Origin of the sequence: Burkholderia sp. AU6039 (assembly GCF_002223365.1) — a bacterium.
Taxonomy (GTDB): domain Bacteria; phylum Pseudomonadota; class Gammaproteobacteria; order Burkholderiales; family Burkholderiaceae; genus Burkholderia.
In genome coordinates this window covers 1,668,739-1,685,514 of the sequence record NZ_NKFK01000005.1, presented here as the reverse complement: position 1 = coordinate 1,685,514, position 16,776 = coordinate 1,668,739, and the positions used below count along the sequence as shown (strand labels likewise).

Genomic DNA, 16,776 nt, shown 5'->3' with positions numbered 1-16,776 from the left:
TTTCGTTGTGAATAGCCTAGTTGACGAACGGTCGCGGTGAGGCACTTTCCAAGCCTCAAGTAGAGCTTGACTGCTCGGATGCGTTCTTCGTATGAGTACATGGGCTAGCTCCTCATAGTCCAAGAATTCCGCCGCACCCCCGAACACGACATTTCTAAAAAGCTACTACACCAATGTCATACCCGGATTCAGATGTCCACCTTCCAGCTATTTAAAAATGTCCGGTTTTAAGGTTGGTTTTTCTACTTCTGTTTCCTCGTCTTGACCGTTACGCAGTGTCGAAGGTCGGCGCCTGAACGGGCAGGGCGCTCACGTTTGTTTCTCCAGCTTTTGCGGACCGACGGCCAGGTTTGGTTGGCGGCTTTGCGGTTTGTCGACGTTGCGCCAGCTCCACGATCACATGCTCGACGTCGGCCTGCGTGATCTCGCGTTGCTTCTTCTTGCCCGCTTGGGGTTCGTTTCGGTCGGTCCGGGTTGAGTCGCCGCGATGTGTTCGTGACGGAGCTTTACCGATTCGACTGTTATCGCGTTGCGCCTGAAGCGCTTGCGCGACCTCCAGCACATGACTCAAGCGCTTGTGCTCCACGACTGCGCCTTGATCGATTTCGGTTAGGCGATCGTACTGTCTGTAGTCCAATACCCGGTCGTCAGCCCGTAGTTCAATCCGTCCATCCGGGTACTCCCACACCTCGATCTGCCGGTCGATCAGCTTCCGGTTGACCGGCGTATCGTCCAGCAAGTACATCACCCGGTCGTACTGAACCGTGAGCGACTTCGTCACTTTCCGCGGCTCACGCCACGTCAGCGCCCGCTCCAGGCTCTCGTCGGTCCGTAACGGCCGATGCGCATTGAAGTCGCTCTTTGGCGGCTTCGCGAAGCGCGTGTTGTAGGCGGCCATGAAGGAGGGCGCGTAAGCGTTGGCGTCGGCCACCGTGTTGATCTCGCGCAATCGCATCTCCTTGACCAGCCGATCCTGCAACGTCAGGTGCGCTCGCTCCACGCGCCCCTTGGCCGAGCTGCTGTTCGCGCAGAACGTGTCGATGTTCAGCTCGTACATCGCCCGGCCAAACGGCGTCACGCGATTGCCAGTCTTGCCCGGCTTCACGTTGCGAAACACGCTGGCCTTGTCGCTGTAAAACGCTCCCGGCTTGCCATGGCGTTCGATGTACGCCCGCGTTGCCTCGAAGTAGCTGAAGGTCGACTCCGTCTGCGTGAAGTGCAGCATCATCAGCCGGCTCGTCGCGTCATCCACATACACCAGCAGCGTGCAGGCCGGCGCCCGTTCCTCGAACCATCGATGGTCGCTGCCGTCGATCTGGATCAGTTCACCCAGGCACGCACGACGCGCTCGTGGCTGGTAGACCTTCGGGGGGCGTTGCCGCCGCGGAATCCAGAGCCCAGCATCCGTCATCAGCTTCCTGACCGTTTCCTTGGCCAGCCGAATGCCGTGACATTCCCAGAGCTTCTCGCAGGCCAACGTCGGCCCGAAATCGGCGTAGCGGTCACGGATGATCGACAGCGCCCGGTCGGCGGCTCCCGGGTCGAGACGGCGGTTGCCGGGCTTCGCTCGGTGTCCCGACACCAATCCCGCCGCGCCGTGCTCACGAAGCCGGGCGACCAGTCGGCGAACCTGGCGTGTCGTCAACTCCAGCCGTTCCGCTGCACGCCATGGCTTGAGCTTGCCGTCCGCTACGTCCTGAATGACCTTGAACCTGTCTAGCTCCCGCATCGTCATCGTGATCCGCTCCGTTGCAGCCATTGCAGCCTCCGGCGCCGGACACCCGGCGGCCGGTCAGCTTACGCGGCCCGAAAGCGGACATTTCTATGTAGCCAAAAGCGGACATTTCAATCTAGCCACTACAACCAAAACCGTCGATAATTCACGTTATGTAAAATTAAGAGCAAGCCAACTTCCATGTATTGACCGATGTCGATCACGGTTGTGACCAACCGCTACTTTTTGGCGCTTTGGCAACCGTGCCCGGCGGCAAGTATCCGTATTCCTCCCATTCTTCTGCTGTTCTTGTATGTACCGGGACGCCGCCGATTTCGATGACGCCATTACGCGTCACGATGACACCGTGCCTTTCGCCAAACCAATTGTCCATTTGATTTTCCCAGGCGTCCTGCAAACCGAGGAGCTCCGGTTCGCCGGAATGCTTGCTCGTAACGTGCCCGGCTTCGATAGTCGGCCCATTCGCCCAGTCGATGAGATCTTCGTGCCTGCGCGAAGGCGGACGCGTGAACGCTTTGATCCGGTTGCCGGCGTCGTCTCGTCCGAGCAGAAAGCGCAACGGATGATTGGCTTTGGCCCAGATTTTCTCCAGCGCCCATTTTCTGAATTCGCTCTTGCAATCAGTCCCGTGCGGATCGATCCACGAATACGGATTGGGGGCGAACATGTAAGGATTGCGCCCGCCTTCGAGGCCGATCGGATCCTGGCTGATGAAGCTTCCGGTTGCCGGGTCAAAGTACCGGTGCCGGTTGTAATGCAGACCTGACTCCTTGTCGAAGTATTGCCCTTGCAGTCTCAGCGGCTGTCCGGCGGCCGTTGCCCCGCCCCGTTCCGTTGCAGATCCCGTCGGGCCGTAAAATGCCTCCCAGACAACTTTGCCGTGGCGGTCATGCATTCGCACTGGCGCCCCGTTTGGATCGTTCTGGAAAAAGTACGTCATTTCGGGCCGAGGTAACGAGCCCGCGGTCGATGCCGTCTCCTTGCCTGCCATCAATTCGGTATATACCGTCGCAAGTGTTCGAAATGTTCCCGGGTAATGAACCCATTCACGGGCGCAGCCCGGCGCGGGCGCCGTATGATGGCTGTTCGCGCGCGCTTCGGTCGTATATTCGCCGACGAGCGTATTACGATCCCAGAAGAAACGACTGATCTGTGATGGAGAGATCGAATTTTCGCCGCCCGGCGATTCCACATGCGTTATTTTGCGCACGCGTCGCTGAAATGGATCGTACTCGTAATGTGCGCGGATGCGGGCCGGCAGTCCAGACGCTTCCGGAACATCGAGTCGTACCGCGACCGATTCTTCCAGTTGGCCCGCTGCATCCCAATGCAGCGTCATATCCTGACTGCAGTTGTGCCGCCGTATCAAGTTTCCCGCTCGATCGTATTCGTGGTGCTGTCCGTCGTATTCGCCTTCGCGGACCCAGATCCCGGTTGATCCAGGATTCGTGGCGCCCGCCGTGAGGCGTTCGCGGATTCGCATTTTCAGCAGATCGCCGGCAGGGTCGCGCAACAAGCGATTGAGACGTCCGAAGGAATCGAGATGCTCGGTGAGATAGCCCAGTGGGTCATAGCGAAAGTAATCTGAATTGCCGAGCGCATCGCATTTTTCGATCAACTCGCCGTTCGCATCGTACGAGTAATCGCTTGCAAGCAGCGTGGCCCCGGCTGAGGTCAACAGAACCTGCGACGCGAGCCGGCCGCTGGATTCGTATGAGAGGTCACGCTGCAAGTCGGCACCCAAATGCTCGGTTCGAGCCTGACCGAGCGGATCCCGAGCGATGACGGTCGGCGCGGCGTCGTCGATCTGGACAGACGTTACGGCATTTGACGCGTCGTACGTATAGCGCACGACATGTTCGACGATCTGGTTACCGGCAACGATTCGCGTCGCGCGTTCGATTCGGTTGCCGGCCACGTCATAGACGCTGGCAATCGTAAAGGCACTCCCCTGCCCTGCGTCGCACTGACGTTCCTCGATCACCCTGCCGTCTGCGTCATGGCGGATTTCGACGCGACTGAACGGGTTCTGCGCGAGCACCAGATCGCCGTTCGAATCGTACGAAAAACGATCAATGTATACGTGGTCATCGCCCGTCGGACCCGCTGCACGCTTCTGGACGAGACGGCCGGATCGATCGTAGCCGTATTCGATCGTTTGCCCGAGCGGGTCGATGCTTTGAAGCAGTTCACCTGCCACGCCGTACCGATAACGGCGTGTTTGGCCCCAGTAGTCGGTCTCTTCGGTGACACGTCCCAGTGCATCACGCACGAGGTGATACAACTCGCCGCGCTCGTTGACGACGCCGATCAACTGCTGCTCACTGTCGTACCGATACTCCACCACGCTCCCGTCCGGCGCCAGCCGTCTACGTATCTGACCCAGCGCGGCATATTCCATCCGAGTCACCTGGCCGTTGGGATCGCGATAGCGTGTCAGGTTACCGTCAGCGTCATATTCGAGAAGGATTTCCCGCTCGCCGGGCTCGATTGCTCGCGTCAGATTGCCGTTGCGATCGAACTCGTAGCGGCTGATCTGATTCAGCGCGTTGATTTTACGGGTGACGTTGGCCCGTGCGTCATAGGCATACGTCGTACGATGTCCAAGCGCGTCGATGACTTCGATCAGGTTGCTATCGTCGTCGTAGGAAAAATACGTCGTTGCGCCGCGGGGTTCCGTATGCGATATCAATTGCCCGTGCTCGTCATGGACATACCGTGAACGCGCACCGGCCGGCGAAATCTGTCCGAGCAGCTTGCCGAACTCATCCCATTCGTACCGCCATTGCCTCCCTCCCGGCGCAGTGATGGACACCAGCCTCTGATCCGAGTCGTAGGCTGCACGGACGACACCCCCGTCCGGCCGCATCTTTGCAATCAGATTGCCGTGCGGGTCATACTGCCACGCGGTGGCGCGTGCAGCCGGATCGACGCTTTGGCTGGTGCGCCAGCGCGCATCGTACCGATAGCTCGTGACGCCGCCGAGCGGGTCGATCCGGGCGACGGGCAAGCCGCGTTCGTTCGCTTGCAGGATCGTCTGGTTCCCTCTGGAATCGGTGATACACGTCTCGTGATGCGCGATATCGTAATCGAAGCGATAGTCGAAAAGCCCGTCGTCGCCCCATGCATGGTCGACACGCCATACTTCGTCGTCGCCACGCCGATGGCTGTAGTAGAAAGAGACGCCGGCGGCGCTCGTGTGGCGCAACAGCCGGTGCCCTTCTCCGTACGTGAATCGATGCGGCTGGCCCATTGCATCGAGCACGGTAACGAGATTGCCGTTCCGGTCTTGCTCGTAACCGACCAGCGGATGGGCATGGCCGTCGGCGTCGATCAATATCAGCGCACTGAGCAAATTTGTTTGCGTCCTGGTCGAGCCCGTCGGATCCGTTTCGCACCGGACTGCTCGCCTGCTTGCCCCGTTACGTGTCCACTCGAGCAGGCGCCTCAGCGTGCCATCGGGCCCTCGCTCGAACACCCAGGCGTTGCCGTTGAGGTCCGCGATTTTCTCGATGGGCAACGTCGACACCGCATTCTCCGCAGGCATCGGCATCGCGCGCTGCCGGTGGACCGGCAATGCGAATTCGTATTCGATTCCGGCGCGTGTCCTCATGACGAGCCGATCGTCGCGTCGATAGAGTGCGTATCCGTACTGCCAGTCATAGACGCGCGCGGGCCAACCGGCTGAATCGGGCATCGTATCGAACGCCGTCGCGTGTTCAGCGAGGTATGCAACAACGCCCGTCGCGTCGCCGGTGTGCCGGATCAGGTCGAGCCGAATATCGGCCGGCGTCTGCCAGCCGGCGCCAATCGCGCCTCGCCACGTGTCGTGACTCGCGTAGTAGCGGCTCCAGACGAGCGGTAACCGTCCGGCGATCGTGAAGTCATGCTGCTGGACGATCACCTCGCCGGTGATCGAATCGACGGGCTCTGCATCCAGCACCTTGCACCGCAAAAAACCCGGCTTCAGATGCAGCTTGTCAGCCAGCGTCTTCGCCCACTTCGACCCGCGGAACGCCTTGAACAATCCCTTCGCCAGCGCCGCCATGTTGACGATCGGCGGTCCACCAACCAGCACCGGGCGTCCGGTCGGAATCGGCAGCATGAACGACGTCGGCAACGACAGATGCTCGCGCTTCGTATGCGCACCGTTGTGCGTCGGCGGTTCCAGGCCGACCGCCCAGCAGCTCATCGCCGGCAGCGCCAGGAACGCCATCGGGTCGTTGTTCGCGAGCACGGTCTTGCTGCCCATGTAGGCTTCCGCGTCGTTAGATGGGTCCGGATCGGGTGGCGCGAACGATTCGCCGAGCGGAAAATGCAGCGCCGGCGCATGGAATGCATGCGTACCCGCGGTAGCCCGCAGCATCCCGTTCACGAAGATCGGCCGACCCGCGATGCTGCCCATCCCGACGCCCGCCCCCACCGCGTTTGCGATATCGCCCGCAGTCTTTGCCCCCTTCAGCGCTTGAGCAACAGTGGGATCCTTCGCCAGTTTCTGAAGCTCGCCGGAAACGGCTTGGGCCGTGTCCTCGAGCTTCTTCGCGTCGTCCGGATGGTCTTCAAGATATTCAACCGCCTTTTCCTCGATGATCGTGAAGGCGATCGCACCGATGACGCCCAATGCAGCGTTCACATATTCGCGCAGGTCAAGCATGAACCCGACATGGGGATGCGGCAGGAATACCGGTGTCGGACTCGGCGCTACCAATACCGAATGCAGGTCGACCCCGACGACCGGATCGAGATGTTTGACCGCGGGCAATCCCATGCGCGTCTCCGTTCAGCGGCCGCCGCGCAAGGCGGCGACTTTCTCGCGGAGTTCGGCGCGACGCCGGTCGAACGCCCCGACCTGCGACACCATCCACTCGACGACGAGCTGCAGGTTGCTGTTCAGGCGTGTCGCGTCGTCCAGCGTCAAGCCCGCATCAAGTGCATTGAAGCCGGCTTCCAGCGCGTGCTCGCGCTCCCCTGCCCGCTCCCAGCATACGGCGCTCATGCGCCACGCTTCGACGGTCATCAACGCATCCTGCGCGGCGGCCGTCGACGCGGCCGCCCGCTCGTAGCAGTAAGCGGCGCGCGCATGATCCCTGACCATCAGATGCACGCTCGCCTCGCCGAACAATCCGTTGGCGACGAGCTTCCAGCCGGCCGGATGTCCGGCGTTCACCGCATGCGTGCCGCTTTCCGCTGCTTGCCGATATGCATCGACGGCATGCTCGTGGTCGCGCCATTTCAGATATGCGGCGCCAGCAATCAGATGCACGATGACGCACTGGTCGAACCACTTCTCGCGCCCGGCCACTTCCAGCGCCGCCGCGCGGAGTGCTTCGAGGCGCGCGGGATTGCCGCCTTTCACCGTCTCGCTCATCGTGACGAACAGCCGCCGGAATTCGCCGCTCGACCCGCGTTCGCCCGACTCCGCGAGCAGTTCGCGCGGCACGCTCGCCATCGAATACTTGCCGTGCACGATGCAGACCAGATTCGGATGATGCTGAACCAGCGGCGCGACCGGCTCGATAACCGTGCGCGGCACGACGAAGCGCACGCGCTCACCCAGTTGCGGCGTCGCGGCGAGGGTCGACAGCAGGCCATCCATCCACCGCACCCATGCGGATTCGTCATCCGTCCGGGACGGCGCGAGCACGAATACCAGTGCCGGGAACACATCCGGGTGATGTTCGATCAGGCTGGTGGCCACGGTGAGCAGGTAACGGACCGGATCGACGCCGTCGAAAAACGGCGGCTGCCAGTCGGTACGGATTCCCGCTGCGTCGGATGCAGCGCGGCGGCTGTCGTAGAAGGCAATCAGCTCGTCGGCCAACGCCTGTGCGTAGCGCGTTTCGGTCGCGAACGCCGTGCGCATCGTTCGAACCGCGCACGACGTGTCCTCCTGAGCCTGAAAATACAACCGCACGAGCGGAGAATCCGCTTCATCCGTGTACCAGATCATCAACCGAGCGGCCTGGTCCTTCGCGAAACGCATCCAGTCCGAATGCGCGTCCATGAACCTGCGCTCTACGGGATTGGTCGGCTGCCAGTTCTGCTGCATTCGTGCGGACCTCCATCATGGATTCAGTTTCAGGACGGTGCCCTCGACCGTATGCTCGCCCGTGGCCGACGACGTCACCGTCGTTCCGCGCACACTGTGGCTTTCGGTACCGGTCGACGCGACATTGACGCCCTGGATCGTGATCGTGCCGTCGCGCTTCATCACGATGCTGGACATCCCGCAGACGAGCGAAAGCTGGTCGCCGGCGTTGACGGTCACCTGATGCTGTACGTTCGTCGTATGGCTCGCACCGACGTTGACGGTGTGTTCGCCGCCGACCGTGTGCGTATGGGCGTTCGAGATCGTCGACGTTCGCGTGCCGATTTCCTCGGTATGCGTGGACGCGACCTGCGTCTTCATGTCCTGAGACGTCGTGTGATAAAGCTGCGCGACGCTCAACGTCTTGCCCTCGCCGATCGTTTCGGTCTTGGCTTTGGCGACCGTCTCGGTATGCACGCCACCGATCGTCGCGTCGCGATTCGCGGCGATCGTCACCGTTTCGTTCTGCCCGACCGTCCGCGTCCGGTTGCCGACAACCCCATGCGTCTCGTTCGCCCCAATCTGCGCGACCCGGTTCTGCCCGATATTCACCGTCTCGTTCTGCCCCACGCTCCTCTGCCGGTTGTTCTTCACCTGCATCGTTTCGTCGTTCCCGACCGTATGCGTATGGTTGTTCCCGACGGAAAGCGAATGATCGAGCTCCGTCTCCGCATCGAAATTCCTTTCCGCGTGCATCCACAGTTGCTCGGCGCCCTTCTTGTCCTCGAACCGGAACGCATTGGCGTGGTCGGTCGTTCCACCCGGCGACGACCGCGACAACAGCCCGCTCTGCGTCGCACTGCCCGGCAGCCCCCACGGCGGCATCTTCTCGCCGTTGAAAACCCGCCCGGTGACGATCGGCTCATCCGGATCGCCATTGAGAAAATCCACGACCACCTCATCGCCCACCCGCGGAATCTGCACGCCCCCGAACCCACCCCCGGCCCACGGACTCGACACCCGCACCCAGCACGACGAATCCTGATTGCTCTGCCCGTACCGATCCCAGCGGAACTGCAGCTTCACGCGCCCGTACTGGTCGGTCCAGATTTCCTCCCCCGGCGGCCCGACGACGGTGGCCGTCTGCGGCCCGTTGGTGCGCGGCCGCGGCGTCTCGCGCGGCGACCGGTAAGGCAGGCTCGACGGCTGCACGAGCATCATCGTCTGATGCACGACGGCTTCCGCACCTTGGTCGCTCGCATACGCGTTCTCCTGAAAGCGGTACTGGCACCGCACGATCAGGTATTCGCGGTTCTGGTCCGCCCGCGGGCAATGTTCGAGCGTGAACAGATAACCGGGCGCGACACCCCGCACATCGGTATCGGCGCTCGCCCGTTCATGTTCCGCCTGCTGTTCCTCGAGCCGCACGCGGCTGTAATGCGCACCGGGTGCATCGTCGCGATACCCACCCGGCCACTCGAACGAAGCAAAACTGTCGTGATCGTGCCCACGCGGATCGACTTTCTGCGACGAAAGATCGGCGCGCGGCTTCGTATAGTCATAGTCGGTGGTCTGGTGCCGGCCGACGCTCACCGCCTGCGCGGGCAGCCAGCCGTCGATGTGCTCCTCGTCGGCGATCGCGGTGCGGTCGCGCGCGATGTACGGAATCGTCTCGTAGCCGGGCAGCACGGTATGCGACGACATCGCGTCGCCGAGCATCAGCGTATGCGTGTCCTCCGCATGCCGGAACCAGAAGTAGATCCCCTCGAACTCCATCAGCCGCGACACGAACGCGGCATCGGTCTCGTTGTACTGCACGCAATAGTCGCGCGGCACATACGATTCGGCGAGGTGGTTCTCGATCGGAAAGCCGTACGTCGACAGCACCTCCTGCACGATCTCGGGCACGGTCTTGTTCTGGAAGATCCGGCAATCGGAGCGGCGCGTCGCGAGCCACAGCCACGGGCGCACGATCAGCTCGTAGCCGTAGTAGCGCTCGGCGCGCCGGCCGGAAAGCGACGCGCGCGCAACGATTCCGTTCAGGTAGCGGGTCGACCGGTCCTGCTGTTCGATCCGGACCGTCACGGGCTTGCCGAGCATGTCCTTCAGCGACAGGCTGTGACTGTCGGCAAGCGCCTCGATCCGGAATTCGAACAGGCGGCCGAGTTCATCGCTGCCGTCGAGCGTATGGAACTTGAGGCCGTCGCCGTGCGGGGTGTCGAGTGTGAATACGCGATTCAAGTCGTTTCCTCCTCGTCGAACCGGTACGCGAATTCGCCGTCGGCGGCGCTCAGCTCGATCGACGACAGCGTGCGACCCTCGAGCGTGGCCTGCAGGATCGCGCGGCCGATGCGCGGCATCACGGTGTGCGTGAGGATCGCGTCGACCATCCGGCCGCCGGATTCGATCGTCCTGCAACGCTCGACGACCAGCGCGGTCGCCGCATCGGTGCAGCGCAGCCGGATGCCGTGGTGCGCGTCGATCCGCTGCTCGATCCGCCGCAATTGCAAGGCGACGATCCGCGCGAGCGTCGCGTCGGTGAGCGGGTAGTACGGCACGACGGTCAACCGGCCGAGCAGCGCGGCGGGAAACACGTCGAGCAGCGGCGCGCGCAGCGCATCGGCGAGCGTCTGCACGTCGGGCAGGCGCTCGGCGTCGCGGCACAGCTGCATCACGCGATCGGCGCCGACGTTCGACGTCAGCAGGATCACGGTATGGCGGAAATCGATGTCGCGCCCCTCGCCGTCCTCCATCCAGCCCTTGTCGAATACCTGGAAGAAAATCTCGTGCACGTCGCGGTGCGCCTTCTCGATCTCGTCGAGCAGCACGACGCTGTACGGGCGGCGGCGCACGGCTTCGGTGAGCACGCCGCCCTGCCCGTAGCCCACGTAGCCGGGCGGCGCGCCCTTCAGTGTCGACACCGTATGCGCCTCCTGGAATTCGCTCATGTTGATCGTGATCGCGTTGTGTTCGCCGCCGTACAGCGTGTCGGCGAGCGCGAGCGCGGTCTCGGTCTTGCCGACGCCGGACGGCCCGCACAGCAGGAACACGCCATGCGGCTTCTTCGGATCGTCGAGCTTGGCGCGCGCGGTCTGGATGCGCTCGGCGATCAGCTCGACCGCGTGCTGCTGGCCGACGACGCGTTCGCCGAGCGTATCGGCGAGCTTCAGCACGGCCTGCGTTTCGTCGCCGACCATGCGGCCGAGCGGAATGCCGGTCCAGTCGGCCACGACCGCGGCCACCGCGTGTGGGTCGACGGCGGGCAGCACGAGCGGCGCATCGCCCTGCAGGTCGGCCAGCGCTTGCTGGGCAACCGAGAGACGCGCTTGCGCCGCAGCCCGTGCATCCGCATCGAGTGCGTGGGACGGATCGTCGTCGAGCAGCAGCGCACGGGCATCGACGATCGCGGTCAACGCGTCGCGTTCGGTTTGCCAGCGCGTGTCGAGGCGATCGAGTTCGGTTCGGGCGGTAGCAATGTCGTGCTCGATCGCGTCGCGCCGCGCCGTATCACCGGTACCGAGCGCGCATTCGCGCCCGATCCGCTCCTGTTCGACGCGCAGGCTGTCGATGCGGCGGCGTGCATCTTCGATCGGCGCGGGTACCGCGTGCTGGCTGACGGCGACGCGCGCGCAGGCCGTATCGAGCAGGCTGATCGCCTTGTCCGGCAACTGGCGGGCGGGAATGTAGCGGTGCGACAGCGTGACGGCGGCCTCCAGCGCATCGTCGAGCACGAGCACGCGGTGGTGGGTCTCGAGCTTTCCGGCGAGGCCGCGCAGCATCGTCAGCGCGGCCGCTTCCTCCGGTTCATGGACGTGCACGAGCTGGAAGCGTCGCGTCAGCGCCGGGTCCTTCTCGATGTACTGCTTGTACTCGGACCACGTGGTCGCGCCGATCGTGCGCAGCAGGCCGCGGGCGAGCGCGGGCTTCAGCAGGTTCGCGGCGTCGCCGGTGCCGGCGGCCCCGCCCGCGCCGACGAGCGTGTGGACTTCGTCGATGAACAGGATCGCCGGCCGCTCGGACGACATCGCTTCGTCGATCACGCCGCGCAGCCGGCTCTCGAATTCACCCTTCACGCTCGCGCCGGCCTGCAGCAGCCCGATGTCGAGCAGGTACAGCGCGACGTCCTGCAGCGACGGCGGCACGTCGCCGGCGGCAATCCGCAGCGCGAAGCCTTCCGCGACCGCCGTCTTGCCGACGCCGGCCTCGCCGACCAGCAGCGGGTTGTTCTGCCGGCGTCGCAGCAGGATGTCGACGATCTGACGAATCTCCGGATCGCGTCCGATCACCGGATCGATCTCGCCGGCCCGTGCGCGGGCGGTCAGGTCGACGGCGAAGCGCGCGAGTGCCGAGCCGTCGGCGGCGGTCGCGCCGCGCATCGTCATGTCGCCGCCCGGCGCCGCCTGCCCGGCCGGTGGCGCTTCGGGCGAGCCTTCGACGATCGACGCGAGGTCGTCGGCGAGCACGTCCGGCACGATGCGCTCGAATTCGCGCGTGATCGCCAGCAGCACGTTGCGCAACTGCGGTGTCTTCAGGATCGCGAGCAGCAGCACCGCGCCGCGAATGCGCGTCGCGTCGTACTTCAGCGTCGCGTAGACCCACGCGCGTTCGACCGCATCGTCGATGTGCACGGACAGATCCGACACGGAGCCCGCGCCGCGCGGCAGTTTGTCGAGCGCGGTAACGAGCCCGCGGTCGATCGCGGCGTCGTCCACGCCGAAGTGGCGCAGCACGCGCTGCAGGTCGCCATCGGGCCGCTGCAGCATCTGCTTGAACCAGTGCGCAAGCTCGACATACGGATTGCCGCGCAGCCGGCAGAAGCCGGTCGCCTGCTCGAGCGTCTCGTAGAGGAACGGATTCAGCTTTCCGAACAGGTTGGCGCGGCCGATATCGGACATGACGGTTCCCGTTTAGGCGGTTTCGCGATGAAGGGGTGCGCCGCCGCGCCGCACGTCGTAGCGGACGACGAGGTCGCGCGCGGGGCCGGGGTCGAGCCGTTGCCCGAGCCACGCGGTGCGGCCGATGCCCTGCGGCGCGCCGAGCGCAATCGCCGGCACCGCGTCGGCGGCCAGTTCGAGCTGCACGTCCCAGTCGAACTCGATGCCGACGTATTCGCGCACCCATTGCGTGAGCTGCCGTGCATGCGGGCCGCCCGGCAGGAAACGGCGGTACGCGTCGAGTGACAGCGGGCCGAGCACGATCCGGAAGCGCGACTGCGCATCGCGCACGGCCGCACCGAGCGCGACGGCGCCGACCCGCAACGTCGGCCGCGTCGCGCGGATCGTGCAGCGCTGCGAACGTTCGATCGCGACCCACTGCGGCACGTGCTCGACGATGCGCGCCTCGACACCGAAATGCCGGCGCAGGATCTGCACGAGCCCTTCCGGGTTGCGCGTGTGCCGCACGAGATGGCCCGCGTGGAAATAGCGCGCATGCGGCGCGAGCGTGTCGGCGTCGGCGTGGATGTCGGCTTTCGCAACCGGCTTGTCGCCCTGCGCCGCCCGGCCGATCAAACTCGCGACATAACCGTCGAACCGGGCGCGCTCCAGGCGATCGAGGCTCACCGTCGGCTGTGCGTCGGCCCAGGCGCGGTAGAACAGCAGGATCAGCCGGTGATGGAACAGGTCGGCGAACGCGGCGAACGTCGGATCGTCGTGCTGCGCGGCGCGTTCGTGCGCGTATTCGGTCAGGTGCGTCGGCAGCGGCCCGTTCGGGCCGAACAGCCCGAACCCGTGGATCGCGATGCGCGGCGGCATGCCGCTGCCGTCGTCGCTCACGCCGGCCAGCATCGAAGCCGCGAACGCGAGCGACGGCTGCTGCCCGAGCCGCACCGGCTCGTCGCGCGGCCGCGTCGCATGGCCGAGCGGCGCGCGGCCCGGCGACAGCGCATCGAGCCAGCGCAGCGCCTGGAACAGGTCGTAACCGTGCGGCGCGGCACGCAGGCGTGCCCACCACGCTTCGCGGCGTGCGGCTTCGGCAGCCGGCCCGGCACCCGGTGACATATCGCGCTTCATATCGCTGGCCGCCTGCCGATGCGCGCCGGCCAGTGCGCGAGCGTGCCGCGCTGCGCGCTGGTCAGCACGCATTCGGCGAACGCGTTGATCGACACGTGCCGCGCGAAGAACTGTTCGAGCACCGCGCCGAGCAGGAACGGGCTGTCGCCGGAGAACGCATGATCGTCGACGGTCACGTCGACCTGCACGCCGCGTCCGAACATCAGCGGGCCGGACGCCGGCAGCCGGCGGAACACCGGCGAGAACGCCACGCGCAGCACGCCGTCGATCTGCCGGCGCATCGCGGCATCGGCCGGGTCGGCATGCAGGCCGAGCAGTTCGCGCAGCGCATGCGCGCCCTCTTCGTCGTCGAGATCGGTCAGCGTGTGGCGTGCGAGCCCGAGATGGCGGATCAGCCGCCACGCGGTTTGCGCATCGGCGATCGGCGGGCGCGGCCGCGACGGGCCGCGGATCGCGACGATGTTCTCGACCGGGGCCGACACGCGCAACGTGAACGTGTTCGCGTCGCCGGGCGGCTGCAGCAGCACGAGATCGCGATTCGTGCACAGGGTATCGGCCGCCAGGTAACGCATCGTTTCGTCGTACGGCGCGCACTGGCTGTCGACGAGCGACACGTAGGTCTCGCTGCCGACGTAGCCGGTGCGCGTGCCGTTCGCACGTGCCTGAGACGAGACCAGCCTCGGTTCGCGCCGCACCGTGTAGTAAGCGCCGTGATTGCCGTCGTCGCTCGCGAACGATGCATGAAACGGCCGGAATTCGCGCGACTGGCCATCGTCGCGCTGCTCGCTCGCGAGCCGCTGCACCGCATAGACCTCGTAGTCGAGCGGCCGGCTGCGATCGACGACGACATGGTGCTCGCGCGCGCCCGGCTGCAGCGGAATGCGGTCGGCGCGGCGCGCGAACAGGTTCACGGCCGGCGTGCAGTTCAGCGCGAGGTGTTTCGCGCTGACGGCCGCCTCGAGCGCCGCATCGTGGCGATCGAACAGCACGGTCAGTTCGAACGCGTCGCCGGTCGCGCGTGCGAGCGCGGCGCGCAGCCCGCCGATGCTGAAGAACAGGAAACGCGCCGGAAACGCGAAATACTCGCGCAGCAGCCGGTAGCCGTGGAAGCTGCGGCCGTCGTCGGGCAGGATCGCCTGCGCGGGATCGAAGCCCTCGTGAACGATCGCGTCGGCGTCGAGCGTATGCAGCCAGCGCGGCGGCTGCGCCGGATCGTGGCACACGACGCCGAGCGCATGCGCGGCAATCAGTTCGAGCAGATGCAGCGCGTCGCGTTCGGGGCCGGCGAGATGGAACGTCAGCCGGTCGAGCGGCAACTGGGACAGTTTGGCACCGCCGCGCGCCTCCAACCGGATGCGCAGCGCGCCGCGTACGTCCTGCCGCGCGGCGAACGCGCCGCGCGGCAGCCACGACGGCGCGCCGGTGACGGTCGCATCGGTCAGTTCGAGCGGCCACAGCGTCAGGTCATGCGCGGTGCGGAATTCGCAGGCGGTCTGCTCGGACGCGGCCGGACGCGCGCGCAGCGCGGTGCCGGCCGGCAGCCGCCAGCCTTGCGCCAGGCTGCCTTCGTTCAGCAGCGGCGCGAACCGCACGATCGCCATCGACGGCAGCGGCGCGATATAGCCGGGATAGACGGCATCGAGGAGCGCCTGCGTGAAGCGCGGAAACTCGGCGTCCATCTTGAGCTGCACGCGCGCGGTGAGGAAGCTGAAGCCTTCGAGCAGCCGCTCGACGTACGGATCGGGCGGCCCCGATTCGTTGAGCCGCAGCCGCGCGGCCACTTTCGGGAACTGCTGCGCGAATTCGCCGCCGAGCTCGCGCAGGTACGCGAGTTCGCGGTTGTAGTAGTCGAGCAGGCGCGTATCCATCGCGTCAGGCCCCCGCCACCGATTGCAGCGACATCGCGCCCGTCTCGAGATCGAGGTCGGAGCGCAGCACGAATTCGAGCGGATGCGGGATCGACCACAGCGTGCCGCGAATCTCGAACAGCAACACGTTGTGGCGCCGTTCGCCGGCCCGGCCGCCGGCCGCGTCGATCACGCTGCGAACTTCGACGCTGTCGGGCGCGATGCGCGGCTCGAAGCGGAGGATCGCGTCGCGGATCGACGCCTCGACCGACATCCGCTCGACGCCCGACATCGGCTTGCCCACGAGCGGCCGCATCCCGTAGTTGAGCACCGACGCCTGCGCGTGCGCGAACGCCGACCAGTCGACGAAGCCGTCCTCGGCGTTGCGCGTGTTGAGCAGCCACGCGAGATCGCGCAGCACGGCCGCACGCAGGCGTTCGGTGCCGATCCACTGCGCGCCGGGCGCTTCGGCGGCGCGCTGCGGCGTGTCGTCGGTGAGCCGGTCGAGCAGCGCGGGCTGGAGCCGGTCGCGCAGGCTGCCTTCCCTGCCGTCGCGGCCATCGCGGCCGTCGCGGGTTCGCGGGTCGTCCATCGTCATCTCCGCGCCGTCACATCTCGGTGTTTTCCTTGATGTTCCAGCCGACGGTCACCTCCGCGCCCTTGCCGCCGTTGTCGTTCTGCTGCCAGTACTGCTTCTTCACCTTCGCGGCCTGGAAGCCGTAATGCATCATCAGCCGGTCGGCGACGTCGCCCGGATCGATGCCCGCGACCTGCGCGGACGTGACGAGCACCTCCTGCAGCGTCACGCGCATGAACTCGACCTGCGTGCCGCCCGTCTTGCACGCGGAGATCTCGACCGACGACAGATGCTTGCCGTTCGCGCAGTTCTTGATGATCGCGGGCGCGCCCTTGTCCATGTACGCGGCGACGACGAGATCGTTGAAGCTCGCCTTGCCCGCGTTGCCGCCGCTGCCGCTCGCCATCGCGCCCGGCTGGCTCGCGCCCCACGTGAACGACTGGATGTCGGTCCAGCCCTTGTGCTGCGCGTCCGCCGATTCGCCGGTCACGCCGTCCACCTTCATAAACATTGCCACGCCCATTGCCGTCTCCGTTTCAGTGCGATGTCAGGATGAATGCCGCGTTGAATGCCGATCG

9 protein-coding genes are annotated in these 16,776 nt (G+C 65.3%); all 9 read right to left on the bottom strand.

Features of this window, described 5'->3' with window-relative positions:
• Positions 1-268: 268 nt before the first annotated feature.
• The 9 genes from CFB39_RS25250 to CFB39_RS25210 all read right to left on the bottom strand — a co-directional run bounded on the left by CFB39_RS25250 (position 269) and on the right by CFB39_RS25210 (position 16,721).
• Positions 269-1,759 (bottom strand): ISNCY family transposase, encoded by a 1,491-nt coding sequence (locus CFB39_RS25250; protein WP_089474880.1) that lies wholly within the window; start codon positions 1,757-1,759, stop codon positions 269-271.
• 175 nt (positions 1,760-1,934) lie between these two features.
• Positions 1,935-6,503 (bottom strand): RHS repeat-associated core domain-containing protein, encoded by a 4,569-nt coding sequence (locus CFB39_RS25245; RefSeq protein WP_089474879.1) that lies wholly within the window; start codon positions 6,501-6,503, stop codon positions 1,935-1,937.
• A 12-nt stretch (positions 6,504-6,515) separates the two neighbouring features.
• Complete coding sequence (locus tag CFB39_RS25240; protein ID WP_089474878.1) at positions 6,516-7,784, bottom strand: hypothetical protein; 1,269 nt, start codon at positions 7,782-7,784, stop codon at positions 6,516-6,518.
• A gap of 15 nt (positions 7,785-7,799) precedes the next feature.
• Complete coding sequence (gene tssI / locus CFB39_RS25235; protein ID WP_089474877.1) at positions 7,800-10,004, bottom strand: type VI secretion system tip protein TssI/VgrG; 2,205 nt, start codon at positions 10,002-10,004, stop codon at positions 7,800-7,802.
• A complete protein-coding gene (gene tssH / locus CFB39_RS25230; protein ID WP_089474876.1) occupies positions 10,001-12,658 on the bottom strand; it encodes a type VI secretion system ATPase TssH in 2,658 nt (885 codons plus the stop codon). The genes tssI and tssH overlap by 4 nt, the downstream gene beginning before the upstream one ends.
• Positions 12,659-12,670: 12 nt before the next feature.
• Positions 12,671-13,762, bottom strand: a complete 1,092-nt coding sequence (tssG, locus tag CFB39_RS25225) for a type VI secretion system baseplate subunit TssG (protein ID WP_306426935.1) — start codon at positions 13,760-13,762, stop codon at positions 12,671-12,673.
• Positions 13,763-13,770: 8 nt separating this feature from the next.
• On the bottom strand, positions 13,771-15,642 hold the full coding sequence (gene tssF, locus CFB39_RS25220; protein WP_089427473.1) for a type VI secretion system baseplate subunit TssF: 1,872 nt from the start codon (positions 15,640-15,642) through the stop codon (positions 13,771-13,773).
• A 4-nt stretch (positions 15,643-15,646) separates the two neighbouring features.
• The gene (tssE, locus tag CFB39_RS25215) at positions 15,647-16,213 is read right to left on the bottom strand and encodes a type VI secretion system baseplate subunit TssE (protein WP_256991455.1); all 567 of its coding nucleotides are present in this window, start codon (positions 16,211-16,213) and stop codon (positions 15,647-15,649) included.
• Between the two features lie 16 nt (positions 16,214-16,229).
• Complete coding sequence (locus CFB39_RS25210) at positions 16,230-16,721, bottom strand: type VI secretion system tube protein Hcp (RefSeq protein WP_027791618.1); 492 nt, start codon at positions 16,719-16,721, stop codon at positions 16,230-16,232.
• Between the last annotated feature and the right edge of the window lie 55 nt (positions 16,722-16,776).

Excerpts from the sequence above, each read along its gene's own strand:
- CFB39_RS25250 (WP_089474880.1), bottom strand. The coding sequence starts at position 1,759 with ATGGCTGCAACGGAGCGGATCACGATGACGATGCGGGAGCTAGACAGG.
- CFB39_RS25245 (WP_089474879.1), bottom strand. The coding sequence starts at position 6,503 with ATGGGATTGCCCGCGGTCAAACATCTCGATCCGGTCGTCGGGGTCGAC.
- CFB39_RS25240 (WP_089474878.1), bottom strand. The coding sequence starts at position 7,784 with ATGCAGCAGAACTGGCAGCCGACCAATCCCGTAGAGCGCAGGTTCATG.
- tssH (WP_089474876.1), bottom strand. The coding sequence starts at position 12,658 with ATGTCCGATATCGGCCGCGCCAACCTGTTCGGAAAGCTGAATCCGTTC.
- tssG (WP_306426935.1), bottom strand. The coding sequence starts at position 13,762 with ATGTCACCGGGTGCCGGGCCGGCTGCCGAAGCCGCACGCCGCGAAGCG.
- tssF (WP_089427473.1), bottom strand. The coding sequence starts at position 15,642 with ATGGATACGCGCCTGCTCGACTACTACAACCGCGAACTCGCGTACCTG.
- tssE (WP_256991455.1), bottom strand. The coding sequence starts at position 16,213 with ATGGACGACCCGCGAACCCGCGACGGCCGCGATGGCCGCGACGGCAGG.
- CFB39_RS25210 (WP_027791618.1), bottom strand. The coding sequence starts at position 16,721 with ATGGGCGTGGCAATGTTTATGAAGGTGGACGGCGTGACCGGCGAATCG.